Annotated in this window: 26 protein-coding genes; 7 read left to right on the forward strand and 19 right to left on the reverse strand. The window is 69.0% G+C overall.

What is annotated here, in order from left to right; genetic code table 11:
* Positions 1 to 15: 15 nt before the first annotated feature.
* Genes OG407_RS03670 through OG407_RS03690 form a run of 5 tightly spaced genes read right to left on the reverse strand, consistent with a single transcriptional unit; the run spans position 16 to position 6,188 of the window.
* Positions 16 to 414, reverse strand: a complete 399-nt coding sequence (locus OG407_RS03670; protein WP_405854934.1) for a cobalamin B12-binding domain-containing protein — start codon at positions 412 to 414, stop codon at positions 16 to 18.
* Positions 414 to 2,015 (reverse strand): methylmalonyl-CoA mutase family protein, encoded by a 1,602-nt coding sequence (locus OG407_RS03675; RefSeq protein WP_405854936.1) that lies wholly within the window; start codon positions 2,013 to 2,015, stop codon positions 414 to 416. The genes OG407_RS03670 and OG407_RS03675 overlap by 1 nt, the downstream gene beginning before the upstream one ends.
* A complete protein-coding gene (locus tag OG407_RS03680) occupies positions 2,012 to 3,439 on the reverse strand; it encodes a FadD3 family acyl-CoA ligase (protein WP_405854938.1) in 1,428 nt (475 codons plus the stop codon). Before OG407_RS03680 ends, OG407_RS03675 begins: the two co-directional genes overlap by 4 nt.
* Positions 3,436 to 4,614: an amidohydrolase family protein gene (locus OG407_RS03685; protein ID WP_033282959.1), complete on the reverse strand. Its 1,179-nt coding sequence runs from the start codon at positions 4,612 to 4,614 to the stop codon at positions 3,436 to 3,438. Before OG407_RS03685 ends, OG407_RS03680 begins: the two co-directional genes overlap by 4 nt.
* Before the next feature lie 35 nt (positions 4,615 to 4,649).
* Entirely contained in the window at positions 4,650 to 6,188 is a 1,539-nt protein-coding gene (locus OG407_RS03690; protein WP_405854940.1) for an AMP-binding protein, read from the reverse strand.
* A gap of 64 nt (positions 6,189 to 6,252) precedes the next feature.
* On the opposite strand from OG407_RS03690, the gene OG407_RS03695 reads away from it, so the two are divergent.
* From OG407_RS03695 to OG407_RS03705, 3 genes are read left to right on the forward strand one after another with little or no spacing between them, the layout of a single operon-like run.
* Complete coding sequence (locus OG407_RS03695; RefSeq protein WP_405854942.1) at positions 6,253 to 7,293, forward strand: 2Fe-2S iron-sulfur cluster-binding protein; 1,041 nt, start codon at positions 6,253 to 6,255, stop codon at positions 7,291 to 7,293.
* A gap of 4 nt (positions 7,294 to 7,297) precedes the next feature.
* Positions 7,298 to 8,017 (forward strand): enoyl-CoA hydratase/isomerase family protein, encoded by a 720-nt coding sequence (locus OG407_RS03700; RefSeq protein ID WP_405854944.1) that lies wholly within the window; start codon positions 7,298 to 7,300, stop codon positions 8,015 to 8,017.
* Positions 8,010 to 8,822 carry an alpha/beta hydrolase fold domain-containing protein gene (locus tag OG407_RS03705; protein WP_405854946.1) on the forward strand — a complete coding sequence of 271 codons (813 nt, stop codon included), beginning with the start codon at positions 8,010 to 8,012 and terminating at the stop codon, positions 8,820 to 8,822. The genes OG407_RS03700 and OG407_RS03705 overlap by 8 nt, the downstream gene beginning before the upstream one ends.
* Here OG407_RS03705 and OG407_RS03710 read toward each other — a convergent pair.
* From OG407_RS03710 to OG407_RS03775, 14 genes are all read right to left on the reverse strand, one after another.
* Positions 8,788 to 9,360 (reverse strand): TetR/AcrR family transcriptional regulator, encoded by a 573-nt coding sequence (locus OG407_RS03710; protein WP_405854948.1) that lies wholly within the window; start codon positions 9,358 to 9,360, stop codon positions 8,788 to 8,790. The genes OG407_RS03705 and OG407_RS03710 overlap by 35 nt on opposite strands.
* A 171-nt stretch (positions 9,361 to 9,531) precedes the next feature.
* Positions 9,532 to 9,843 (reverse strand): DUF1330 domain-containing protein, encoded by a 312-nt coding sequence (locus tag OG407_RS03715; protein WP_405854950.1) that lies wholly within the window; start codon positions 9,841 to 9,843, stop codon positions 9,532 to 9,534.
* Positions 9,844 to 9,858: 15 nt separating this feature from the next.
* Positions 9,859 to 10,050 carry a ferredoxin gene (locus OG407_RS03720; protein WP_405854952.1) on the reverse strand — a complete coding sequence of 64 codons (192 nt, stop codon included), beginning with the start codon at positions 10,048 to 10,050 and terminating at the stop codon, positions 9,859 to 9,861.
* Entirely contained in the window at positions 10,047 to 11,366 is a 1,320-nt protein-coding gene (locus tag OG407_RS03725; protein ID WP_405854954.1) for a cytochrome P450, read from the reverse strand. Before OG407_RS03725 ends, OG407_RS03720 begins: the two co-directional genes overlap by 4 nt.
* Positions 11,367 to 11,436: 70 nt before the next feature.
* A complete protein-coding gene (locus OG407_RS03730; RefSeq protein WP_405854956.1) occupies positions 11,437 to 12,288 on the reverse strand; it encodes an NAD(P)-dependent oxidoreductase in 852 nt (283 codons plus the stop codon).
* Positions 12,288 to 13,025, reverse strand: coding sequence for a DoxX family membrane protein (locus OG407_RS03735; RefSeq protein WP_405854958.1), 738 nt, complete (start codon positions 13,023 to 13,025; stop codon positions 12,288 to 12,290). Before OG407_RS03735 ends, OG407_RS03730 begins: the two co-directional genes overlap by 1 nt.
* On the reverse strand, positions 13,022 to 13,954 hold the full coding sequence (locus OG407_RS03740; RefSeq protein ID WP_405854960.1) for an alpha/beta hydrolase: 933 nt from the start codon (positions 13,952 to 13,954) through the stop codon (positions 13,022 to 13,024). Before OG407_RS03740 ends, OG407_RS03735 begins: the two co-directional genes overlap by 4 nt.
* Positions 13,951 to 15,612: a thiolase C-terminal domain-containing protein gene (locus OG407_RS03745; RefSeq protein WP_405854962.1), complete on the reverse strand. Its 1,662-nt coding sequence runs from the start codon at positions 15,610 to 15,612 to the stop codon at positions 13,951 to 13,953. The genes OG407_RS03740 and OG407_RS03745 overlap by 4 nt, the downstream gene beginning before the upstream one ends.
* A complete protein-coding gene (locus tag OG407_RS03750) occupies positions 15,609 to 16,985 on the reverse strand; it encodes a cytochrome P450 (RefSeq protein WP_405854964.1) in 1,377 nt (458 codons plus the stop codon). Before OG407_RS03750 ends, OG407_RS03745 begins: the two co-directional genes overlap by 4 nt.
* 36 nt (positions 16,986 to 17,021) lie before the next feature.
* Positions 17,022 to 17,216 carry a ferredoxin gene (locus OG407_RS03755; protein ID WP_405854966.1) on the reverse strand — a complete coding sequence of 65 codons (195 nt, stop codon included), beginning with the start codon at positions 17,214 to 17,216 and terminating at the stop codon, positions 17,022 to 17,024.
* 66 nt (positions 17,217 to 17,282) lie between these two features.
* Positions 17,283 to 18,650, reverse strand: a complete 1,368-nt coding sequence (locus OG407_RS03760) for an ABC transporter substrate-binding protein (RefSeq protein ID WP_405854967.1) — start codon at positions 18,648 to 18,650, stop codon at positions 17,283 to 17,285.
* A gap of 41 nt (positions 18,651 to 18,691) precedes the next feature.
* A complete protein-coding gene (locus OG407_RS03765) occupies positions 18,692 to 19,897 on the reverse strand; it encodes a CaiB/BaiF CoA transferase family protein (protein WP_405854969.1) in 1,206 nt (401 codons plus the stop codon).
* Positions 19,894 to 21,333 (reverse strand): aldehyde dehydrogenase family protein, encoded by a 1,440-nt coding sequence (locus OG407_RS03770; protein ID WP_405854971.1) that lies wholly within the window; start codon positions 21,331 to 21,333, stop codon positions 19,894 to 19,896. Before OG407_RS03770 ends, OG407_RS03765 begins: the two co-directional genes overlap by 4 nt.
* Positions 21,330 to 22,061, reverse strand: a complete 732-nt coding sequence (locus tag OG407_RS03775; RefSeq protein WP_405854973.1) for an SDR family oxidoreductase — start codon at positions 22,059 to 22,061, stop codon at positions 21,330 to 21,332. Before OG407_RS03775 ends, OG407_RS03770 begins: the two co-directional genes overlap by 4 nt.
* A gap of 236 nt (positions 22,062 to 22,297) precedes the next feature.
* On the opposite strand from OG407_RS03775, the gene OG407_RS03780 reads away from it, so the two are divergent.
* Genes OG407_RS03780 through OG407_RS03795 form a run of 4 tightly spaced genes read left to right on the forward strand, consistent with a single transcriptional unit; the run spans position 22,298 to position 25,229 of the window.
* Positions 22,298 to 23,002: an SDR family NAD(P)-dependent oxidoreductase gene (locus tag OG407_RS03780; protein ID WP_405854975.1), complete on the forward strand. Its 705-nt coding sequence runs from the start codon at positions 22,298 to 22,300 to the stop codon at positions 23,000 to 23,002.
* Entirely contained in the window at positions 22,999 to 23,652 is a 654-nt protein-coding gene (locus OG407_RS03785) for a carboxymuconolactone decarboxylase family protein (protein WP_405854977.1), read from the forward strand. Before OG407_RS03780 ends, OG407_RS03785 begins: the two co-directional genes overlap by 4 nt.
* A gap of 4 nt (positions 23,653 to 23,656) precedes the next feature.
* On the forward strand, positions 23,657 to 24,922 hold the full coding sequence (locus OG407_RS03790; protein ID WP_405854979.1) for an aromatic ring-hydroxylating dioxygenase subunit alpha: 1,266 nt from the start codon (positions 23,657 to 23,659) through the stop codon (positions 24,920 to 24,922).
* Positions 24,909 to 25,229 carry a hypothetical protein gene (locus tag OG407_RS03795; RefSeq protein ID WP_403592498.1) on the forward strand — a complete coding sequence of 107 codons (321 nt, stop codon included), beginning with the start codon at positions 24,909 to 24,911 and terminating at the stop codon, positions 25,227 to 25,229. Before OG407_RS03790 ends, OG407_RS03795 begins: the two co-directional genes overlap by 14 nt.

Genomic DNA, 25,229 nt, shown 5'->3' on the forward strand with positions numbered 1-25,229 from the left:
CGGGTCGGCGCCGGGTCATGGCGAGGTGACGGATGTCAGAGCGCGCATCTTGGCCACGAGGGCGTCGAGCGGCGTGCCCGTCGGGAAGACCGCGGCGGCTCCCGCGGTGAGCAGCTTCGGCACGTCGGCCGGCGGGATGGTGCCGCCCACCACGACGGCGATGTCCTCGGACCCCGTGGCGCGCAGTGCCTCGATTACTCGGGTGGTGAGAGCGAGGTGCGCGCCGGAGAGGATGCTGAGGCCGACCACGGCGACGTCCTCCTGGACAGCGACGGCCACGATGTCGTCGACGCGCTGCCGGATCCCGGTGAAGATGACCTCGAAGCCCGCGTCGCGCAGGGTCCGCGCGACGATCTTGGCCCCGCGGTCGTGTCCGTCGAGCCCCGGCTTGGCGACCAGTACGCGGGCTTTCATCAGAACACCACCGGCTGCTGGAACTCGCCCCAGACCGCCTTCAGCGCGGCCACCATCTCGCCGACCGTGCAGTAGGCGTTGGCGCAGTCGATCAGGATGGGCATGAGGTTCTCGGTACCTTCCGCGGCGCGGGTCAGTTCGGCGAGGCGTTGCCGTACGACGGATGCGTCGCGGGTGGCCTTCACGTCGGCGAGCCGTTTCAGCTGCCGGTCGCGGCCCTCCGCGTCGAGTTCGTACGTGGCGAGGTCGGGCGGTGGCTCGTCCGCGACGAAGCGGTTGACGCCGACGACCGGCCGGGTGCCCGCCTCGACCTCGCGGTGCAACTGGTAGGCCTCGTCGGCGATGAGGGTCTGCAGGTAGCCGTCCTCGATGGCGCGGACCATGCCGCCGTAGCGCTCCAGGTCGTCCATGATCTCGACGATGCGGGCCTCGGTGGCGTCGGTGAGCGCCTCCACGAAGTACGAGCCGCCCAGCGGGTCCGCGACCCTGGTAACGCCCGTCTCATGAGCGAGAATCTGCTGTGTGCGCAGCGCGAGTGTCGCCGACTCCTCGCTGGGCAGGGCGAACGGTTCGTCCCAGGCGGCCGTGAACATCGACTGGACGCCGCCGAGGACCGAGGCGAGTGCCTCGTAGGCGACGCGGACGGTGTTGTTCTGCGCCTGGGGCGCGTACAGGGAGGCGCCTCCGGCGACGCAGCCGAAGCGGAACATGGCGGCCTTGTCGCTGTCCGCCCCGTACCGTTCGCGCACGATGGTCGCCCACCGCCTGCGTCCGGCACGGTACTTGGCGACCTCTTCGAAGAAGTCGCCGTGCGTGTAGAAGAAGAAGGAGACCTGCGGGGCGAACTGATCGATCGTCATACGGCCGCGGGCCAGCACCGTGTCGCAGTAGGTGACCCCGTCCGCGAGCGTGAACGCCATCTCCTGTACGGCGTTGGCGCCCGCGTCGCGGAAGTGCGAGCCGGCGACCGAGATCGCATTGAAGCGCGGTACCTCGGCCGCGCAGAACTCGATGGTGTCGGCGATGAGTCGCAGGGAGGGTTCGGCGGGCCAGATCCAAGTGCCCCTGGACGCGTACTCCTTGAGGATGTCGTTCTGGATCGTCCCGGTGAGTTTCGCCCGGGGCACGCCCGCCCGTTCGGCGGCGGCGACATAGAAGGCGAGCAGGATCGCGGCCGTGCCGTTGATGGTGAAGCTGGTGCTGATCCTGTCGAGGGGGATGCCCTCGAAGAGGACCTCGGCGTCGGCGAGTGTGTCGACGGCGACGCCCACGCGGCCGACCTCCTCGGTCACTTCGGGGTCGTCGGAGTCGTAGCCGCACTGCGTGGGCAGGTCGAGCGCCACGGAGAGTCCGGTGCCGCCCTGCTTGAGGAGGTAGTGGTAACGGAGGTTGGAGGATTCGGCGGTGCCGAAGCCGGAGTACTGGCGCAGTGTCCACAGCCGGCCCCGGTAGCCGGTGGCGTAATTGCCGCGCGTGAAGGGGAAGTTGCCCGGCGCGGGCGGTGCGGTGCCGACGTCGTCGGGGCCGTAGACCGGTTTGAGGGGCAGGCCGGACGCGGTCCGGACGAGGTCGTCGCCCTGGGGCGGTGTGGGAGGCGTCATCGCAGGAGGTCCTTCATCACTTTTCCGGTGGCGTTCAGCGGCAGTTCCGTGCGGAACTCCACGGTCCGGGGCACCTTGAACCCGGCCATGCGGAGCCGGCTCCACTCGATCAACTCGTCGGCGGTCAGCGACTGTCGGAGGACGACGAAGGCCTTGCCGACCTGTCCCATCCGTTCGTCCGGGACGCCGATCACGGCGGCCTGGGCGACCGCCGGGTGTTCCATCAGGAAGCCCTCGATCTCGGCCGGGTAGGCGTTGAAGCCGCCGACGATGAACATGTCCTTCTTGCGGCCGACGATCCTCAAATAGCCACGCTCGTCGAGCGTTCCGAGGTCCCCGGTGTGCAGCCAGCCGTCCTCGTCGATGGCCTCGGCGGTCGCGTCGGGGTCGTTGAAGTAGCCGCGCATCACGCTGTAGCCGCGGACCAACACCTCGCCGTCGTCGGCGACTTGGACCTCGACGCCGTCGCAAGGGGTGCCGACGGTGGTGGCGATGTCCTCGAAGGAGTCGCCGGGCCGGGTGGCGGTGGCCGTGCCCGCCTCGGTCAGGCCGTAGCCCGTCATGATCGAGGTGAAGGGCAGTTCCGTCATCACGCGGCGGATCAGTTCGACCGGGATGTCGGCGGCCCCGGTCACCGCAACTCGCAGTGAGGACAGGTCTCTTGTGCCGCGGTCGGTGAGCAGGGAGTGGTAGAGCGTGGGCGGGCCGGGCAGGACCGTCACCTTCTCGCGCTCGACCAGGTCGAGGACGGTGTCCACGTCGAAGACGGGCACGGGGAGGATGGTCATGCCGCGGATGAGCGACGCGACCATGCCCGCCTTGAAGCCGAAGATGTGGAAGAACGGGTTGACGATCAGATAGCGGTCACCCTCCCGGACCCCGGCCAGGTCGCACCACTCCGCGTACAGGCGGAGCGTCTGGGCGTGGGTCATCAGGACGCCCTTGGGCCGGCCGGTGGTGCCCGAGGTGAACACGATGTCGCTGACCTGGTCGCCGGTCACCTTCCGCTCGAAGGGTGAACCGCTCGCCAGGAAGCCGGACTTGAGGTCGATCACCGGCACACCGGGCGGTGCTTTGAAGTCCAGACCGAGGAAGCCCTCCTGGACGAGAACGGCCTTCGCACCGCTGCGCACGATGATGTCGTGCGCCTCGTCCGCCTTGAACCGGGTGTTCACTGGCACCACCACACCGCCCGTCGTCATCAGACCGAAGGCCGCGACGATCCACTCGGCGGAGTTGGGCGCCCAGATCGCGACCCGGTCGCCCTGCTCCACCCCGGCCGACGCGAACGCACCCGCAGCCACACGCACCCGCTCGACCAGCTCGGTGAACGTGAGGCGGAGCGGGCCGTCCACCACAGCTTCGGCATCACCGAAGCGGTCGGCCGCGCTCAGCACCATCCGCGGGATGCTCTCCCAGGTCATACGCCGATCAACCGGGCGAGGTTGCCGCCCATGATCTTGGCCTGGTCGGCCTCCTTCATGCCCTGGAGCGCGTCGATGTAGGAGACCGGGTCGGCCAGCCCCTCGGGGTGCGGATAGTCGGACCCGAACAGGACGCGCTCGACTCCGACGACTTCGGAGAGCGCGGCCATGTCCTCCTCCCAGAACGGGCTGATATGGATGCGCTTCCTGACCTCTTCGACCGGGTCGCCCAGGAAGCCCTTCGGCTGCTTCTTGTAGGTGCTGCCCAGTTGGTCGAGCAGAGGCAGCAGCCAGGAAGAGCCGTTCTCGATGACCGAGACCTTCAGTTCCGGGAAGCGGAACAGGGCTCCGTGGCAGACCCAGGACGCGACCGCGTCGGTGACCGGCCGCCACTCGGACATCATCCGGAAGACCTGCGCCTGGAACGGCGTCATCTCCTGGCTCTTACCCTCCCAGTCGCTGGAGTAGCGCGAGTAGCCGCTGTCGGAGGAGTGCATGGCCACCAGCACCCCCGCCTCCTCGACCCGCTTCCAGAAGGGGTCGAACTCCGGCAGCGCGAAGGACCGCGAGCCGCCGTAGCCGGGGACCGGGGCGGGCCGGATGAGAATGGCCCTCGCTCCGCGCTCAAGGCACCACTCCAGTTCGGCGATCGCCTTGTCCAGGATCGGCAGGCTGATCACCGGGGTGGTGAAAATGCGGTTCTTGTAGTTGAACTGCCAGGTCTCGTGCAGCCATTGGTTGAGGGCGTGGACGACGACGTGGATCAGCTCCGGGTCGTCCCGCATGCGTTCCTCGACCAGGCTGGCGAGGGTCGGGAACATCAGCGTCTGCTGGATGCCCAGGTCGTCCATGAGCGCCAGGCGGGGCCCGGGCTCGCGGAACGCGGGGATCGACCGCATCGGCTCGCCGAACAGCTCCCGGTGGGACTTGCCCTCCGGGTTCCCCTCACGGAAGTAGTCCTCCCACGCGCCGGGCCGGGCGACGACCTCGAAGGTGGGGTTGGGAATGTAGTCGCTGATCTGACCGCGGATGGCGATCTTCGTACGGCCTTTCACCTGCACGTACTGAATGGCGCTCGCGTACTGCTTGGGCAGGTACCGGGTGAGCGCATCCTCCGTCTCATACAGGTGGTTGTCCGCGTCGAACAGTGGATACGGCGGCACACGCGATGGCATGAGATCCTCCTTCGCAGATTTCGAGAATCATATTCTCACTCTTGATGAGCGGCAATGTTCTTGCGGAGAACGAACTTCTGGACCTTGCCGCTGGCGGTCCGCGGGAAGTCCTCGGCGAAGTGCAGTTCCTCCGGCCACTTCTGACGGGCCAGGCCCGCCGCGGCGAAGTGGGCGCGCAGGTCGTCGAGGGTGGGTTCGGGGTGGCCGGGCCGCAGTCGTACGACGGCTGCCGCGTGCTCGCCGAGGCGGGCATCCGGGGCGGCCACGACCGCGGCCTCGGCGACGGCCGGCAGGGCGAGGAGAACCTCCTCCACCTCCAGCGCGCCGATGTTCTCGCCGCCGCGGATGATGATGTCCGCCTTGCGGTCGGTGATGGTCAGGTAGCCGTCCTCGTCGAACTCACCGATGTCGCCGGTGCGGTACCAGCCGTCCTCGTCGAAGGCCCGCTCGGTGAGGGCCGGGTCGGTGTAGCCGAGGCACAGGTCCGGGCCGCGGCTGAGGATCTCACCGTCCTCGGCAAGCCGGATCTCCACTCCGGCCAGCGCGTCGCCGTCGGTGTAGAGCCGCTTGTCCTCGGGCGCGGTGTGGGCCGAGGCGGTGATCGAGGGGTGCTCGGTGCTGCCGTAGGCGCGGAAGACCGTGATGCCGAGGTCGGCGAGGCGTCTGGTCACCGCGTTCGGTACGGCCGCGCCGCCGAGGCCCGCGTACTTCATGCGCGTGAGGTGGCCGGGCGTGAAGTCGGGGTGGTCGAGGAGGCTCGTCATGTAGTAGGTGGCGCCGCCTCCGACGGTGAGTCCGTCGCGGGCCATCAACTCCAGGGCGAGGCCCGGGTCCCAGGTGTCGGCGAGGTTCACCGGGCTGCCGTCGAGGACGGGGATCAGGAAGGCGTTCACCATGCCGATGAAGTGGCCGACGGGTGCGGAGGTGAGCTGGTCGCCGCGGTCGGGCGGGTAGCGGCCGGCGAGTTGGCGGGTCTCGAAGCCCAGGGTGCGGTGGCTGTGCACAACTCCCTTGGGGTCACGGGTCGTTCCGGAGGTGAAGGCGATCAGCGCGGGTCCGGACGGGTCCGTCGGCACGACGCCGACGAGCGGTTCGTCGGCGAGCAGCTCGTCGAAGTCCCGCCCTACGACGCCGACCACGGGGATCTTCGCGCTCAGCTCGGGGTCGTGGCGCAGGTGCCCGAACCGTTCGGCGGTGACGAAGACCTTGGGCTCGACGGTCTCCAGGATGTAGCCGACTTCCTTGCGTCCGTAGAAGTGGACGATCGGCACCACGACCGCGCCGAGGAAGGCAGAGGCCCAGAAGACCGCCGCCGCCTCCATCCAGTTGGGCAGTTGGAGGGCCACGACGTCACCGGGGCCGACACCGCGTTCACGCAGTCCGGCGGCCAGTCGGCGGGCCGTCGACTCGACCTCGGCGAAGGTCCCCTCCCAGGGGCGTACCGCCGAGTGCACGCGGAACACGGCTCCCGGGGCGGCCGTCAGTCCCCGCGCCAGCAGGTCACCGATCGTCTCACTGGTCCACCAGCCCTCCGCCTCATACCGGTTGACGAGTTCAGCGGGGATCGTTCGCACGACAGGAACTTCCTCTCGCCATTGAGAATTGCACTCTCTCAGAGCGAGAAGGTAAATTCCATACATGGGACGAGACCACGGGTTCCACCCGGTGCGGATCACACGGATCATCCAGGAGACGCCCGACACACGGACGTACGTACTCGACGCGCCCTTCCCGTACCGGGCGGGCCAGTTCGTGACGATCAAGGCCTGTGGCACGCTGCGCAGTTACTCCATGTCCAGTTCGCCGGAGACGGACGCCGAGTTGATGACGACGGTGAAGCGGGTTCCGGGGGGTCTGGTGTCCAACTGGATGCACGACCATCTCGCTCCCGGCGACGTCGTCGAAACCACGCTCCCCGCAGGGGTGTTCTGTCTACGGGAGGGCGAAGGGGCGGGCGGGGAACGGGAGTTGGCCGCTCCGGTGGTGGCGTTCTGCGGGGGCAGCGGAATCACGCCGATCCTGTCGCTCGCCAAGTCTGCGCTGGTCGGCACCGGGCGCCCGGTGCGGGTCCTGGCCGCCGACCGGGACGCTGATTCCGTCATCTTCGCCGCCGCGCTGGGCGAGTTGGCCGAGCGGTACCCGGACCGGTTCGAGGTCCGGCACCACCTCGACGACCGGCAGGGGTTCGTCACCGCGGACCAGGTCCGGGAGTTCGCGGGCGGCGCCCCGGACGCGGATTTCTACCTCTGCGGGCCCGCGCCCTTCATGGACCTGGTGGAGAACGCGCTTCTCGCCCACGGAGTCGCCCCCGAGCGGATCTTCGTCGAGCGGTTCGCGCAGGCCGCCGCCGATCGCCCGCTCCACGAGAACCCCGCGCAGGAATCCGAGGAGCCCACCGAACGGGACAGCACTCTCACGCTCGTGCTCTCCGGCAAGCGGCACACGCTCGCGCAGCGCGCCGGCGAGACGTTTCTGGAGAGCGCGCGTCGGGCCGGTCTGGCCCCGCCGTTCTCCTGCGAGGCGGGCAACTGCGCCACCTGTATCGCCCACGTCACCGAGGGCGAGGCCAAGATGCGCGTCAACAACGCGCTCGACGACGACGAGATCGCCGAGGGCTGGGTCCTGACCTGCCAGGGCGAGCCGACCACACCGCACGTCACTGTCGAATACGAGGACTGAGGCCATGGACGTAGATCTCGAACTCGACGAGGGCCTGGCGGTCGTCACCATCGACCGGCCGCGCGCCCGCAACGCCATCGCCCCGACCACGATGGACGAACTGGACAAGGCGCTCGACGCGGCCGCGGGCGCCAGGGCCCTGGTCGTCACGGGCGCCGGCGACCGGGCGTTCGTCTCCGGCGGGGACCTGAAACAGCTGAGTGCGATCCGTACCGAGGAGGACGCGATGGCCATGGCCCTGCGGATGAGGAGGATCTGCGATCGCATAGCGGCCTTCCCCGGACCGGTGATCGCCGCGTTGAACGGCCACGCGTTCGGCGGCGGCGCCGAGGTAGCAGTGGCTGCGGACATCCGGGTCGCCGCCGACGACATCAGGATCGGCTTCAACCAGGTTGCCCTGGCCATCATGCCCGCGTGGGGCGGCGCCGAGCGCCTGGCCCAACTGGTCGGCAAGGGAAGGGCGTTGATGCTGGCCGGTGCCGGGACGGTGCTCGACGCGGCCGAGGCCCAGCGCGTCGGACTCCTCGAACTGGTGCTGCCGCGCGCCGAGTTCGCCGAGGGCTGGCGCACGCTGGCCAGATCCCTCGCGACCAATCCGGCACGGGAGATCAAACGCGTGATGAGCGGAGCCGTCCCGGAGGAGGAGGCGGCCCGCGCCTTCGCCCGCCTCTGGGTGTCCGACGAGCACTGGCAGGCAGCGGAGAGGGTGATGTCCCGTGGGTGACACACGAGTTGGGGCGACCGGAGCGAGCGCCGACCTGAGCGGCACCGACCTGACCGACGTACGGGCGAACACGGACCGTGCGGCGGCCGGTGACGGGCGGGTGCGGGTCGAGTCGAGCCCGGTGGGGCCGATCGTACGGCCGCCGGACGCGAGCGATCTCGTCGTCCTGTATCTGCACGGGGACCGGCAGTTGTCGGGTTCGCCGGAGTCGGCGGTGGACCTGGCCGAGCGACTCGCCTTGCGGACAGGGGCAGTTGTGGTGTGCCCGCGCTATCGGTCGTCGTTCCCGGGGGCGTTGGACGACGTGCACGCCGTATACAGCTCGTGTCAGGCGCGTGGTCCGGTCGCGTTGGCCGGTGAGCGGTTGGGGGCCGGGCTCGCGGCCTCGCTGCTGGTGCGGCTGCGGGACATGGGGGCGCCGGAGCCGGACTGCGCGGTGCTGATCTCGGCGCTGCTCGATCTGACGCTGGACGCACCGAGTCTGCTGTTCAACGCGGCAGCCGATCCGGGCTTCGACATCGACGAACTCCGGTTGCACGCGGCCCGGTTCGCGGGCGGCGCCGACCGGACCAACCCGCTGCTGAGCCCGCTGCACGCCAATCTGCACGGGCTGCCGCCGATCCAACTCCTGGTCGCCGGTACCGATCCGCTGCTGGACGACTCCCTGTCGTTCGCCGCCCGCGCGGCGCACTCCGGTGTCACGGTGGATCTCCGGGTACGGCCGGACGCGGTGAGTCTGCACCCGGAGAGCGTCACGGCGATGGCCGATTTCATACAGGCGTGGGCCCGAGCAGCACGCCCATGACATCGCGGATGATCTCGGGGTAGTCGGTCCGCTCCTCGTCGAGCATCCACTGCTGCTGGACCCCTTCGAGCATCGCCACCACGGCGGTGGCGGCGGCTCGGGGGGTCAGGCCGCTGGGTACGCGGTCGCCGTAGAGCGCGGTGAGGTGCTCGACGGTGTGGTCCTGGATCGCCCGGTAGTAGTCGTGGCAGAACCGCTGTGCCTCGTCGCTGCCGCTGACGCCCTCGGCCACGAGAACGCTGTGTATCTGGGCGAGACCGGGATTCTTGTGGTCGTAGGTGATGACCTCGGCGAGCAGCCCGGGCAGGTCCTTGCCGGCGTCCGCGTGGAGCGCGGCCAGGTGTTCGCGGGCGAGGTCCTCGCGGAGCTGGACGAGGGCGAGGAGAAGCCGCTTCTTGCTGGGGAAGTAGTGCAGTACGCCCTGCCGGGTCAGGCCTGCGCGCTCGGCCACGGCGTCGATGGATGCCTTCTTGTAGCCCCGCTCGGCGAACACCCCCAGCGCGGCGGCAAGAATCTCCTCGTGTCGGGCCGTCGTCATTGAGCACCCCTTCCACCCCGGCAACACCCATGTGACATTACGGTTGCCGTCGCGATCGGGCGACCCTTCCGGCCAGTGTTCGGGTACCGCGTGGTGGGCGGTGTGCGGCGCGCGGGCCGGGCCGCCGTTCAGGAGCCGAGGCTCTGCGGCAGCCCGGCGGGCAGCTCGGTCTCACGCGCCTCTGGACGGTGGCTCGAAGCCGGAGACGATCACGACGTTCGTGTCGGCCGCGGCCTGCCGCAAGGGCTTCGCCCGCTCGTACGCCTCCGACTCGTACCACGCACGCGCGGCTTCGGCGCTCTCAAATTCGAGAACGACGGTCCGGTCGCCGTGCCACTCGCCTTCGAGGAGTTGCGGCCGGCCGTCGACCGCGAGGACGGTCGCGCCTCCCTCGGCCATCGACGGACCGGCCGCCCGGCTGTAGGCGTCCATCCCGGTCGGGTCCTTGATGGACTCGGTCAGGATGACGTACCCCTTGGGCATCCGGTTCTCCTCAGCTCACTGGCTCACTGTGATCGCGCGCTCGGGGCAGCTCCCCAGCGCCGTGCGGACCTGTTCCTCGTACTCTGCGGGGACCTCGGGGGTCAGCACCTCGGCGTAACCGTCGTCGGTCAGGTTGAACACCTCGGGGCAGATCGACCAGCAGATTCCATGACCGCGGCAACGGTCCGCGTCGACGACGGCCTTCATCGGGCGGCCCCCTCAGAGCCCTCGGCCGTCTCGGACTCCTCGGCGAGCGTGAACTCCAGGTTCAGATGGGTGAGTCCGCGCAGGATGTACGTCGGCAGGTAACGGAAGTTCCGTGCGTCGGCAGGGCCGTGCGCACTTTCCGAGATCCTGATGTCCGTCGTGCGGTCGAGCATGCGCTCGATGCCCACCCGGCCCTCGGCGCGGGCCAACGGGGCGCCGGGGCAGGTGTGGGGACCGCGGCCGAAGGCGAGGTGGTGGCGGGCGTTGGCGCGGGCCGGGTCGAAGACCTCCGGGTCCTCGAAGTGGCGCGGGTCGCGGTTCGCGGCGCCGTTGAGGACCATGACGGTGGTGCCGGCCGGGAGGTCGACGCCGCCGACCGTGGAGGGGACGCGGGACAGCCGGAAGTCGCCCTTGATCGGGCTCTCCGTGCGCAGCACCTCTTCGACGAAGTTCGGGATGCGGTCGCGCTCGGTGCGCAACAGGTGCTGCAGATCGGGGTCTTCGGCGATCATCTTGAGCGCGTTGCTCAGCAGCCGGACGGTGGTCTCCTGGCCGGCCGCGAAGAGGTTGGTGGCGACGCGGGCCACGTCGGCGACGTCGGGGGTCGAGCCGTCGGGGAACTTCGCGGTGGCGAGACCCGTGATCACGTCCTCGCGGGGTTCGCGGCGGCGATCCTCGACGTAGGCCGAGAACTGCCCGTACAGGTACTCCAGCGGCGAGTGCGCCACCTCGCCGTCCGTGCTCCCGATGCCGCCCCGCGGCTGGTGCTCCAGGCCCTCCACGAACGTGTTGCGGTCCTCGTCGGGCACGCCGAGCAGATCGGCGATGACCCGCAGGGTGAAGGGACCGGCGAACCCGCTGATGAAGTCGCCCTCGCCGGCGGCGAGATACGCGTCGAGCTGGGTGTCGGCGAGGTGCCACATCGACGCCTCGTTCTCCTTGAGGCGGCGCGGGGTGATCAGCCGCATCAGCAGTCCGCGGTGGTCCGTGTGCATGGGGGCGTCGAGCGTCGGCAACTGGTCGCTCATCGGGAGCTGGTCGCGGTACTGCTCGATCAGCGCGCTCACGTCGTCGCCGACGAGCGGGACCGGGAACCCGGGGAAGGGGCCGGTCACCGAGATGCAGGACGAGAAGGTGTCGGAGTCGTTGAGGACCTGGATCGCCTCGTCGTACCCGGTCACCATCGTCACGTCGTGGTGGCTCTCGCGTTGCACCGGGCACTTCCCGCGCAGGGCCGCCAAGTAGGGATAGGGGTCCGCGACGACTTCGTCGTCCTGGAAGAAGTCGATCGCCTCGAAGTCCTTCACGGTGTGCACGGTTCCCTTCCGTCACCAGTCTGACGACGAGCGACGATATCAATGTTCTCTAATTGCGAGAAGCTCGCTTTCACTTTTGTGGAGCGGGAGTTGCGGGTGTCGTCAGGCGCCCTTGGCCCATGTGGTCGAGGGCCGCGTCGGCCGCCGTCAGCACGGTTCCCGTCGGGGCGCCGGCCGAGTCGGCGAGGTCGGCCAACAGCCGCACGTCCTTGCACAGCAGCGGTCCGGCGCGCTCGGCGAGACGGTCCAGCGTGCCGCCCGCGGCCTTCACCCGGTCGAGCGCGAAACTCGATCCACTGCCGTGCAGGACGACTTCGGCGAGGGCACCACGGTCGATCCCGAACCCCGGCGCCAGAGCGAGCGTGTCAGCCGCGGTCGCCAAGTTGGCGGTGAACAACAGGTTGTTGAGGAGCTTGGCGATCTGTCCCGAGCCGAGCGACCCCATGTGGACGACCGGATCGCCGAACGTCTCGAACACCTTGCGGCAGTAAGCGAAGGTGCCGGACTCGCCGCCCGCCATCACCAGCAACCGGCCCTCGGCCGCCGCCTTTCCGCCGCCGCTGACGGGTGCGTCGACCACGGAGACGCCGTGCACCTTGGCGCGCTCGGCGAGCCGCCGGCAGGTGTCGGGGTGAACAGTGCTGTGCACGGCGATCACCCCGCCCCGGCGCAGACCTCTCAGCACGCCCTGCTCGCCCGTGACGACCTGTTCGACATCGGCGTCGTCGACGACACAGACGCACACCAGGTCGCTGGCGGCGGCCAGTTCGACGGGGGACGTGGCCCGCTGCGCGGCCGTGTCCGCGAACGCGGCGAGCGTGGCCGGGCGGCGCGCCCAGAGCGTCGTGACGAAACCCGCCTCGACGATCCGCCGCGCCATGGGAGCGCCCTGGCTGCCCAGCCCGATGAATCCGACACGCATCAGCGGGCCTCCTGCTCGACCGACTCGGGGGTGTTCTCGGACTCCGGCGGGGACGGCATCACGTCGGAGTCCGGCTCGGCCACGCTCGGAGGCTCGGCGTCAGCCTTGGGCTCCGCGTCAGCCTTGGGCTCGGCGTCAGCCTTGGGCTCGGCGTCAGCCTTGGGCTCGGCGCACGACTTGGTCTCGGCGTCGCCCTCAGGCTCGGCTCCCACCTCCGCGCCCGTCTCGGACTCGGCGTCCCCCTTCGGCTCCGGTCGCCAGAACGTGCCGAGCAGTCCCCCGGTCGCCGCCACGGCCGCGCCCAGCGCGATGCCGCCGCCGGTCCAGCCGGTGAGGTCGATGCCGGCCGCGTGGTCGAGGGACCAGCGGCCGGGGCCCAGCACCGCGAGGGCCAGGGCGACGACGGCGAGCGTGAGGACGTACTCGTAGCCGTCCTTGAAGACGAAGAAGCCGTTGGGCCGGTGGGCGAGCAGCCCCGCGACCAGCATCACGGAGATCACGGCCGCGCAGGCCAGCGGGGTGAGCAGGCCCAGGACGAGGAGAACGCCCGCGCCGACCTCGGTGAGCACGCTCGCCCAGGCCTGCAACTCGCCCTGTCTCAGGCCGAGTCCGGTGAACCAGCGGGCGGTGCCCTCGATACGGCCGCCGCCGCGCCAGTGGTTCAGCCCGTGCATGATCATGATCAGCCCTACGGCCACGCGTACGAGCAGCAGCACCGCGACGTCGGCGTCACTCATCCGGCCCTCCTCGGCAGACGGTCGATCCCGTCGTTCTCGTATCCGCCGTTCTCGGATGCGAGAACGCACTCCTCGACGAACGAGAGGATCTTCAGGTGGTATCCGGTCGCGGTGTGCCCGATGCTCAAGTTGTGGCCGCTGTCGGCCTGTTCGTCGGCGACGACCCGCGGGGAGTCGGTGAACAGGCTCGCGATGTCGGCCATGGCCTCGGGCCCGGAGCTCCACACGCGTTCGTGGTCACCGAGCGTGTAGTGGACGGGAATCCGTACGCGGGCGGCGGCTTCGGCGAACTCCCGTGGCCAGCGGCGGGCGACGGTGGACTCGTACGGCGGACCCGGTGACTGGATGCGGGGCGCGCCGATGACCTCGTCCGGGTACAGGCACGACGGTTCCCACAGCAGGTCGCGCAGCCCGGGTCCGGATCGTCGTGGCACGGCCGGGTCACGCCGTCGGAAGTCGAGGATCTCGACGGCGCCGGGGGCGTGGTGGCGTCCGGTACCGGCGATCTCCAGGCCGAGAAGGTCGTTCCGGCGTTCGTCGCCGGCCATGTGCACACCCAGGGCGCAGCCGATCGAGTGCGCCCAGAGGAACAGTCCCGCTCCGCGTGGACGCGAGGCGAGCAGCCGGTCCACCGCCGCGTAGGCGAGGTCGACGCGCCACGCGGGAGACGCCATGGTCTCGCTGTGCGGAGCCGAACTGCCGTATCCGGGACGGTCGATGGCGACGACCGTGAAGCCCAGTGCCGCCGCGGTGCGCAGGAGGGACATGCGGGGCTGGTCCGGGTAGTCGAAGTAGCCCGACGTCACCGCTCCCCCGTGCAGGGCGACGACGACCGCACGCGGCACGCGGACCTCGCACAGCAGACCCGACATGGGGATGCCGTCGACGTCGACGACGCGCGAAACGACCTTCGTTGTACGGGAGTTCATCCGTCCGCCCGGAAGAGGATCACGCCGCTCGGGGTGAGTCCGCCGCTGCTCGCCACCGCGACCCGCGCGCCGGGTATCTGGCGTGGCCCGGCCGTGCCGCGCAGTTGGGTGATGGCCTCGTGGACCAGTCCCATGCCGTGGGTGCGGCCGTGGGAGAGCTGTCCGCCGTGGGTGTTCAGGGGCAGTACGCCGTCCCGTGCGATGTTCTTGCCTCCGTCCAGGAAGTCCTTGGCCTCGCCTATGCCGCAGAACCCCAACCCCTCCAGCCAGGAGAGGCAGTTGAAGGTGAAGCCGTCGTACAGCTCGGCCACGTCGACGTCTTCGGGACGCAGCGCGGTGCGGGACCACAAGTGGGCGGACTGGCCAAGGACTTGGGGTTCGTGGGTGAGCGTGCTCTGGTCCCATTCGAGCCGTTCCAGGATCTGGGTCCCAACTGCCTCGACGAAGACGGGCGGTTGGGCGAGGTCCCGGGCCGCGTCCACCGCCGACACGATCACCGCGACCGCCCCGTCACAGGGAACGTCACAGTCGTAGAGGCCGAACGGGGTGGTGATCGGGCGGGCGTTGAGGTAATCGTCCATCGTCATCGGATCGCGGTAGATGGCCGTGGGGTTGAGTGCCGCGTTGGCCCGCTGGTTGAGGGCGATCCAACCGAGGGTCTCGCGGGTGGTGCCGTAGCGGTGGAAGTGGCGTTGGGCGTTCTGGGCGAGGGTGTGGGCGGCCGAGATCGCTCCGAACGGCTTCATCCAGCCGTCCAGTTGGCGCGGTGCGTTCTGCGCGATCCGGCCGCGGCGCACGAGTTCGCCGTACGACGCCTCCCAGACCGTACGGAAACACAGCACATGGCGGGCCAGGCCGCCCGCGACGGCGAGCATCGCTGAGATGAGCGAGCCGCAGGGGCCGAAGGTCTCGCTGCCGCCGTTGTACCAGCTGGGTTCCAGGCCGAGGGCGGACTCCAGGGCGGTCACTCCGCCTTCGCCGAAACCTCCGTAGGCTGCGCCGGCGCCCGGGTAGGTGGCCAGGCCGTCGATGTCGTCGACGGTCAACCCGGCGTCGGCGATGGCACGTTGGCAGGCCTGGACGGTCAGGGACACCGGTGGGACCAGGAGGCGGCGGCCTATCTCCGACATGCCGATGCCGGTGATCGCGACCTTGTCCTCGAACTTCTCCGTGGTCGCCATCGGCCGTACGCGACGGGCGAGTTGACGGGTGTCGACCTCGGCGAGCGGCAGGGGATCCGTCGCCGGGTGTTCGCGGGCCGGGCGGAACAGGGGCAGCCAGGCGTCCTCGACCTGTTCGAAGACGACCTCCATCCGCATGCCCAACTCCAGGTCGTCCGGGGCGCATTGGACGGCGTTGGTCGTGAGCCGGACCCGGGGGTCCTCCTCGATGGCGACCTGGGCCACGACGTAGGGGGCGGGCAGGCCGGGCAGGGCGAACCGGTGGTTGACAGTGAAGCCGATCAGCGTCGCCCGGCCGGAGACGGCCCGGACGCCGATGTCGTGCCCGTGGCAGTACCGGCAGACCGGCTGCGGCGGATGGATGAGGGCCGCGCACGACCCGCACTCCGCCAGCCGCAGCCGGCCGTCGGCGCCGGAGGCCCAGAAGAACGCGTTCTCCTCTGTGACCAACGGCCCCGGGCGGGTTGGGGAGTTCATGTGCCGATCCGTGCCTTCGCCGTGCGGACGGTGACCGGTTCGGCGAGGCGCTGTTCGTCGCAGACCTTCTGGAGTCCGGCGAGGGTCTCGTCGAGTCCGGCGCCGAGCCGCTTGCCCGGGGTGAAGGTCGCGGGGAGGTGGCGCATGCCCTGGATGACACCGATGGTCTCGTAGTGCACGGCACCTTCGGGGTCGCACGCGAAGTCGGGCATCCGGTCGAGGACGGCCGTCATCATCCGCTTGAACACCGTGCGGGCCACGTTGGAGCCGATGCAGCGGTGGATGCCGAGGCCGAAGCTGCTGTGCCGGTTGCCCTTGCGTTCCATGTCGATCGTGTCCGGCTCGGGGAAGACCGAGGGGTCTCGGTTGGCCATCGCCCAGGAGAGCCAGAGGCGTTCGCCCTCCTTGAACTCGGTGCCGGCGATCTCGCAGTCGGCGGAGAAGGTACGTCCGTCGCCGGGGGCCGGGGTGTAGAAGCGCAGGAACTCCTCGGTCGCGGAGTCCAGCAGGGCCTTCCGGTCGCGGCTGAGCCGGTCGCGTTCCCCGGGGTTCTGCGAGAGCCATTCGAGGGCGTGGGCGGTGAGGGCGGTGGTGGTGTCGAAGCCGCCGCCGATCAACAGGGCGAGTACGCCCAGGAGTTCGCCGTCGTCCGGGGTACGGCCGTTCAGGTCGGCGCGGACCAGGGCGTCCACCAGACCCGGGCGGGGCGCCTTGCGGATCTCCATGAGCTGGCCCATGAGGTCCATACCCATCTTACGGCTGAGGTCCAACACCCGTTCCCGGTCAGGCGAGTTGGGAGGTGTGTAGACGGAGGCGTGGGCCGGTTCGTTGTAGATGGTCCAGCGCTCGATCGGGATGCCCATCATCGCCAGGGTGAGTACGGCCGGGACGATGTTGGCGAGGTCGTCGACGAAGTCGATCTGCCCGGACTCGATCTTCTCGTCGATGCTCGCGCGCACGACCTCGTCGACGAACGGGATCCAGCGCTGGATGGCCGCCGGCGACAGATACGGGTTGAGGGTCTGCCGGTAGTAGCGCTGGTCCGGCGGGTCCATCTCCAGGAAGCCGCCCTGGGCCTCCCTGGCGCGCGGCGGCGGGGGGATGGAGATGCCCTTGTAGCCGCGCCGTTCCCCTTTCACGTCATGGTCGTTGGAGAGGAACTCGGCGGACCGAGCGAGTTCGAAGACCTCACGGTTGCCGCTGGCGACCCAGTGGCCGCCGTGGGTCTCCGTCCAGGCGATCGGGCACTGTCCGTGCAGCTCGTGGGTGATGTCCTCGAACCGATCGCGGTAGTCGGGTGTGTGCCGGTCGAAGTGCACCTGCGGGTGCTTGCGGCCGGCGTCGTCGTCGACGGCCGCGTCTTCCGTGGTCATGCGGAGTCCTCTCCTGCTCGGTGGATGAGGTGGGGGTCAGGAGATGAGGGAGATCGCCCGTTCCGGACAGGACAGGACCGCCTCGCGAACGGCCTCCTCCTGGTCGGCGGGGACTTCTTCCTGGACGACCGAGGAGTGCCCGTCGATCTCGCTGAGTTCGAAGGTGTCCGGAGCGCGCATCGCGCAGAGCGTGTGGCCCTGGCAGCGCTCCGGGTCGACTCGTACCTTCACGGTCCTTCCTTCCTGCCGCGGTGAATGCCGTGGTGCCCGCCGTGGTGAACGGGTGGCGTGGCGTGGCTACTTGAGGTCGGCGAGCGACTTGCCGACGTCGGCGAGCGTCGGCGGCTTGCCGTAGTCGCCCTTGTACTTGTAGACGGGCGCGTCGCAGCGGTAGGCGCCGTCGGTGGGCTTGAAGTCGGCGGGGACCCAGCCGCTGGTAGTGGCCTTCTCGACGTTGAAGCACTTCACGGGCTCGTCGGGCTTGGTCAGGATCACCGGGGCCTGGAGCCCTCCCCCGGTCCACTCGGTCTGCTTCTTGGCGTTGGCGAGGACACAACTGCGGGTCAGTTCCGCGCAGTCACGGGCCGAGGTGGCGAACAGCAGCCAGGTGGAGAAGGCGTGCACGGCGGGCAGGGTGATCTGCGCGTCGGGCGCGTACTTCTTGAACAGGGCGACCATCTCCTTGGTCGCCGGGTTGCCGTCCGCCTTCTCCAGCGGGTAAGTCCCGTCGATGCTCGCGAAGTTGGTCTGGGAGCTCAGCGCGGTGTCGGCCAGTTTGAGGAACGCGGGGCCGTAGGCGTTGTTGTTGGCGTCGATCCAGTCGAGCTTGTAGTCGATGTTGGTGAGCGCCTGCTCCAGCTTCGCCAGCTGGGTGAAGTCCCCCAGGAAGACAAGGCCCTTGACCTTCTTCGTCTTGATGGACTGGGCGTACGGCGTCCAGTCGGAGACGCCCTGCGCGGGGTAGAGGTCGGAGTAGGTGACCTTGCCGCCCATCGCGGTGAGGACTTCCTTGTCCTGCGCGGCGATGACCTTGGTGACGGGTATGTCTCCGGTGATGATGCCGACGCCGCTCGCCGACGACGGGTACGCCTCCTTCAACAGCCAGGAGAAATAGCCCGCGTAGGGCGCGTACCCGGACGAGGCGCCTTGGGTCATCACCTGGAGATCGGCCCCGACCTCGGAGGTGACCTGTGCCGGGAACTCGGGGAGCAGGCACTTCAGGCGGGTCTTGACGCCCAGGCCGTCGAGGGCGGCACCGCCGCCCACCTCGAAGAAGTCGGTGCGGCAGGCCTCGATCATCTGCTGGTTGACCTGCATGAGCGCGGAGTCGTGCGTCGCGGGCGTGATCTTGCGTCCGTTGATGCCGCCGGCGGCGTTGCACCAGGAGGTGAAGACCTTCGCCGCGTTCTCGAACTCCGGGTTCTTGGTGAACCCGACGTCGGTGAAGACGCCGACCTTGATGTCGGAGCTGGTGACGCCCTGACTGGTGACGGACTTGGCCGTCCCCTTCCCGCACACGGACTTCAGCGTGCCGAAGTCCGCGGTGGCGGTGTCGGCGGCTCCGGTGGTGGAAGGGCTGCTGGTGTCCGCGGACTTGGTGCGGCCGGAACATCCGGCCGCGGCCGCGAGGGCCAGGACGAGCGCGGGGATGAGCAAGCGTCTCATCGGTTCTCCTCGTTGAGAATGTGAGTCCCGCTGTCGGGTGATCAGGTGACGGCGCCCGCCGCCTTGAGCGCGATGATGCGGTCCCAGTCCAGGCCCAGTTCGAGGAGGATCTCCTCGGTCTGGGCGGCGAACTCGGGTGCGGGCCTGAGGTGTGGGGCGTGCACGTCGAACTGCACGGGGCTGGCGACCAGTTCGAGCTCTCCCGCGCGCAGGAGGTACTCGTTCGCTCTGATCTGCGGGTCGTCGCCCACTTGCAGGGAGTCCTGCACCGGGGCCCACGGCCCGGCCAGTGTGGTGAAGCGCCTGCTCCACTCCGCGAGGGTGCGAGTGGCGATGACCTCGCGCAGGATCTTGACGGCCTCGGCCGTGTGGGAAACAAGGTTCTCGGCCGTGTCGAAGCGGGGGTCGTCGGCTAGTTCGGGGCGGTCGATGTGCCGGCACACATCAGCCCAGAACTTGCCGGGCTGCATCATGACGAACGCCAGATGGTGGCCGTCGGACGTCTCGTACAGCCCGGACAGGGGGTTGGTGACGGAGCCGTGGGTACCGACGGGCGGCGGGATCCAGGGCTTGCCGAGGTGCAGGGAGAGCGCGGTGGCGTGGCCCATCGCCCACAGTCCGCTGCCGAGCAGGGAGACGTCCACGACCGACGGTTCACCGGTGCGTTCGCGTTTCAGGAGTGCTGCCGCGATGCCGCCGGCGAGGTTGGTGCCGGAGATGGTGTCGCCGTAGGCGGGTGCGGGCGGGTTGATGATGCCGTCGGTGCCTTCGGGGGTGATGCTCGCGGCGGTGCCGGCGCGGGCCCAGAACGCCGTCATGTCGTAGCCACCCTTCCCCGCTTCCGCTCCACGCGGGCCGAAGGCGCTGCCCCGGGCGTAGATGATGCGGGGATTGACGCTACGGATGTCGTCGACGTCGATGCCGAACCGCTCCCGGTGACCGGGAAGGAAACTGGTCAGGAACACGTCCGAGCGCCGGGCGAGGTCGTAGAGAACGTCCTTTCCCTCGGGGCGGGAGATGTCGAGGCCGAGGCTGCGCTTGCCGCGGTTGGCGTGCTCGACGTTGGGGTTGGGGTCGCCCTCGACGCGCATCGTGCCGGTCTGGCGGAGACCGCGTTGCGGGTCGCCGGTAACGGCGTGCTCGACCTTGATGACGTCCGCTCCCCAGTCGGAGAGGACAGCTCCCGCCGAGGGCACGAAGCCGTACATGGCGACTTCGAGGACGCGGATGCCTTCGAGCGGCATCATGACCGGACCACGACCGCGAACGCCTTGTACTCCAGGAACTCCTCAAGACCGGCCACACCGCTCTCGCGGCCGATGCCCGACTGCTTGTAGCCGCCGAACGGCACGTCCGCGGCGAAGTAGTTGCCGCCGTTGATGCTGAAGGTGCCGGTGCGGATCCGGCGGGCCAGCGCGATGGCCCGCTCGTCGTCGGCGCTCTGGATGCCGCCGGAGAGGCCGAAGATGGAGTTGTTGGCGATGCGGACCGCGTCGTCATCGTCGTCGTACGGAATCACCACGAGGACCGGGCCGAAGACCTCGTCCTGGGCGATCTCGCTGTCCGGGTCGACGTTGCTGAGGAGGGTCGGCCTGTAGAAGAAGCCGGGATCGATCTTCTCGCCTCCGGTAACGAGGTTCGCACCTGCGGCTACGGCCCTCTCGACCATGCCGTCGACCTTCTCGCGCTGGCGCTCGCTGATGAGCGGGCCCGCGAAGGTCTTGGGGTCGGCGGGGTCGCCGAGCGGGATGCGGCCGAGGCCCGCCGCCACCATGGCGACGATCTCGTCGTGGTGTTCCCTGGGTACGAGCAGTCGTGAGGTGAGCGCGCAACCCTGCCCGGAGTGGGAGCAGATGGTGCCGGCCGCGAACATGGCGGCGGTGGCGAAGTCGGCGTCGTCGAGGATGATCATGGCGGACTTGCCGCCGAGTTCCAGGAAGACCTTCTTCACCGTACGGCTCGCGGCCTCCATGATGCGGCGGCCGGTCGCGGTGGAACCGGTGAACGTGACCATGTCGACGTCGGGGTGCGTGGTGAGCGTCTCGCCGACGTCGGCAGCGGAGGACGTGAGGACGTTGACCACGCCGGGCGGTATGTCCGTGTGCTCGGCGATGAGTTGGCCGAGGAACAGGGTGGTCAGCGGGGCGTCCGGGGCGCCCTTGAGGACGACCGTGCAGCCGGCCGCGAGCGCGGGGGCGAGCTTGGCCAGGGCGAGTTGGTTCGGGTAGTTGTAGGCGATGATCGCCGCTACGACCCCCGCGGCCTCCTTCTCCACCCAGCGCCGGTGACGCCGGCCGCGGCTCTCGGACTCGCCGAGTTCCTCGGTCAGCGGGTACTTGCGCAGCAGGTCCGCGTAGTAGCGCACCAGCTTGACGGGGTCGTCGAGTTGGGGGCCGTAGGTGAGCATGCGGGGCGCGCCGACCTCGGCGATCGTCAGCTCGCGCAGCTCCTCGACGTGGTCGGTGAGCGCCTGGTGCAGCTGGTCCAGACAGCGGATACGCAGCTGGACGTCGGTGGACCAGGCGGTGGTGTCGAAGGCGGTGCGCGCGGCGGCTACGGCGGCCTCGGCCTGGGCGGTGGTGGCGTCGGGCGCGTGGCCGTACACCTCGCCGGTGGCGGGGTTGAGGGAGGGGAACGTCCGCTCCCCGTCGACGAGTTGGCCGTCGATGAGCAGGCGGGTCACAGCCGCACCACCTGTCCGCCGTCGACGCTGATGGTCTGGCCGGTGAGCCAGCCCGCGTCGTCGGAGAGCAGGAACAGCACGGTGGGGGTCAGGTCGCCGGGCGTACCCATCCGTTTGAGGGCCAGGGCCTGGGTCATCCGCTCCTGGAACTCGACCGGTACGACGGTGGCCGTGGCCTCGGTGTCGGTGGGGCCGGGGGCGATGCCGTTGACGCGGATGCCCCGCCCGCCGAGTTCGGCGGCGAGCGACGCGGTGAGGTGGTTGATCCCGATCTTGGCCAGGCCGTAGTAGCCGCTGGCCATGTAGGCGGCGGCGGACGACTGGTTGACGATCGCGGCGCCCTCGGTCAGGTGCGGGACGACGGCCCGCGTGACGTAGAGGGCGCCCATCAGGTTCACCTGGATGAAGCGGTTGAGGTAGTCGAGGTCGACGGTGGTGAGGCCCTCGCGCCGCATGCTGTGGTAGATCGCGGCGTTGTTGATCAGGTAGTCGATGCGGCCGAACTCGGCGACGGTGGCTGCGGCCAGCGCGTCGGCCGAGGCGGGGTCTCCGACGTCGACCTTGACGAAGAGCGCGGAGTCCAGTTCCTTGGCGACCCGCCGTCCCTGCTCCTCGTTGATGTCGGCGACCACGACCCGTGCTCCCTCGGCGGCCAGCGCCCGGGCGTAGTCCTCGCCGATTCCCTGTCCCGCTCCGGTGACGATCGCCACCTTGTCCTGGAACCGCATCCTGTTCTCCTCGCATGGATGGGCGGCTTGCTCCAATGAAGCGGAAACTACATTCTCCTTATACGCGAATCAACCACCCGGCAGCGAGAATGTCATCCTGACGCCTTGCTGACAGACCTGCAGAGCTCGGCGAACAGCCCCCGCCTGCGCGGGACTTCCGGAAGCACCAGGGACGAGAATACGCTTCTCAGATCTGGAAGGGAGATTTTCATGATCGAGACGAAGGGGGTTCCGGCATGAGGACAGCCCTCGTCACAGGCGGCGGCTCCGGCATCGGACAAGCCATCGCACAGCGCCTGGAGGCAGACGGTCTCCAGGTCGCCACCCTCGACCTCAACCCGTCCGACAGGGGCTTCTCCCGGAAGGCCGACGTCTCCGACCGGGCCCAGGTGGACGAGGCGCTGACCGAGATCCGGGAGCAGCTCGGCCCGGTCACCGTGCTGGTCAACGCGGCCGGGACGGAGGGCTACAAGCGCTTCGCCAACCTCACCTTCGAGGCCTGGCAGCGGGTCATCGACGTCAATCTCCACGGCGTCTTCCACTGCGTCCAGGCGGTGTTGCCGGACATGGTGGAGGCCGGCTGGGGCCGGATCGTCAACATCTCCTCGTCCAGCGCGCAGTCCGGCCAACCCTTCATGACGCACTACGTGGCCGCGAAGTCGGCGGTCAACGGGCTGACCAAGGCACTGGCCCTGGAGCTGGGTCCGCAGGGCATCACCGTCAACGCGGTGCCGCCCGGCTTCATCGACACGCCGATGCTGCGCCGCTCGGAGGAGCGCCAACTGCTCGGCGGGACAGTCGAGGAGCACATCCAGCGCACTCCGGTACGGCGGGTCGGACGCCCGGAGGACATCGCCGCGGCCTGCGCCTTCCTCACCTCCGAGGAGGCCGGCTACATCACCGGCCAGATCCTGGGCGTGAACGGCGGGCGGAACACGTGAGCGGGCAGAGCGAACACGACGGATCCGGCGAGACGGGCACCGAGCACAGCGGGCACGGCGGGCACGGCTTGCATCACGACGCCGCCGCCGAGAACACCGTTCGCATCTCCCCCATACCGTACGACGACTGGGACCACGAGCTGTTCTCGGTGATCAACCATCCCCGGAAGCTGCCGCAGGCCAACGTCCTGGGGATCTTCCAGCGACATCCGGCCCTGGCCCGGGCGTTCCTGACGTTCAACATGCACCTCAACACCACGACCCTGCCGGTGCGCGTCCGCGAGCTGGCCGTCCTGCGCGTGGCCTGGCGGCGGGGCAGCAGGTACGAGTGGGCGAGCCATGTCCTGATCGCCCGGAAGGCCGGGGTGACCGAGGCCGAGATCGACGAAGTCCGCACGGGCGCCGACACGTTGCTCAACCGGGCGGTGGACGAACTGGACACCGACTCGGGCCTGTCGGACGCGACCTACGCCACCCTCGCCTCCGACCTGGACGAACACCAGCTCATGGACCTGGTGTTCACGATCGGCGCCTACACGATGCTCACGATGGCCCTCAACACCTTCGGCGTGGAACTCGACCCCGCGATCTCGGAAGAGAACTTCAGTTTCCCAAAACGAGAATGGTATTCTCACAAGCGAGAGGGGTGATCCCATGCCGCACTTCACCAAGCCCGAGGCCGGGAGCTGGACCGAGAACTACCCCGAGCTGGGCACCAGCCCGGTGAACTACGAGGACTCCATCGACCCCGCGTACTACGCGGCCGAGAAGGAAGCGATCTTCAAGAAGACCTGGCTGAACGTCGGCCGGGTCGAGCAACTGCCCAAGGTCGGCAGCTACTTCACGAAGGAGCTGGCGGTCGCCGACACCTCACTGGTGATCGTGCGGGGCAAGGACAAGGAGATCCGCGCCTTCCACAACGTCTGCCGCCACCGCGGCAACAAGCTCGTGTGGAACGACTTCCCGGGCGAGGAGGTCAAGGGCACCTGCCGCCAGTTCACCTGCAAGTACCACGCCTGGCGCTACAGCCTCGAAGGCGATCTGACCTTCGTCCAGCAGGAGAAGGAGTTCTTCGACCTGGACAAGGCGGACTACGGCCTCAAGCTGGTCCGCTGCGAGGTCTGGGAGGGGTTCGTCTTCGTCAACCTCGACCCCGACGCGCAGCCGCTCAAGGAGTACCTGGGCGAGTTCGCGAAGGGCCTGGAGGGCTACCCCTTCCACGAGATGACCGAGGTCTTCACCTACAAGGCCGAGATCGGCAGCAACTGGAAGCTGTTCATCGACGCGTTCGCGGAGTTCTACCACGCGCCCGTCCTGCACATGAAGCAGGCCGTCAAGGACGAGGCCGACAAGCTCTTCAACGTCGGGTACGAGGCGCTGCACTACGAGATCCACCCCCCGCACTCGATGATCTCGTCCTGGGGAGGCATGTCCCCGCCCAAGGACCTGACCATCGTCAAGCCGATCGAACGCGTCCTGCGCAGCGGTCTGTTCGGGCCGTGGGAGGCGCCCGACATCGAGGGCCTGGACAATCTGCCGACGGGCCTCAACCCGGGCCGGCACCGCGCGTGGGGCAACGACTCCTTCGAGTTCTTCCCCAACATGACCCTGCTGATCTGGAAGCCCGGCTGGTACCTGACGTACCACTACTGGCCGACGGCGGTGGACAAGCACCTCTTCGAGGCCAACCTGTACTTCGTGCCCGCCAAGACGGCGCGCGAGCGGCTGAAGCAGGAGCTGGCGGCGGTGACGTTCAAGGAGTACGCGCTCCAGGACGGCAACACCCTCGAAGCCACCCAGACGATGCTCAAGAGCCGGGTCGTCACCGAATTCCCGCTCTGCGACCAGGAGTTGCTGCTCCGCCATCTGCACAAGACGGTCGCCGACCACGTCAAGGAGCACACCGATGCTGCCCAGTGAGTTCGCGGCACTAGAGCCGTTCGACGCGTGGGTCCTGGAGTCCGAGCGCGACCGCTACAGCAAGCGCCTGGCCAGCTCCATGGAGGAGATGCAGGCCTTCTACGACGCCGCGTTCCCGCTGCTGGAACAGGCCTCCGACCACCTCGACAAGTTCCCGCTCTCCGAACTCCCGGAACAGGAGCGCAACTTGCTGCTCCTGATGTTCTCCCTGGTGAACGTGTCGTTCCCGGTCGAGGTCTGGAAGCAGGCCCGGGTGCCGGACAGCGGGGCCGCCTACATGGACCTCGTCGTCGAGCCGAAGGTCTGA

Source organism: Streptomyces sp. NBC_01515 (assembly GCF_045040345.1).
In the GTDB taxonomy this organism is placed as follows: Bacteria; Actinomycetota; Actinomycetes; order Streptomycetales; family Streptomycetaceae; genus Streptomyces.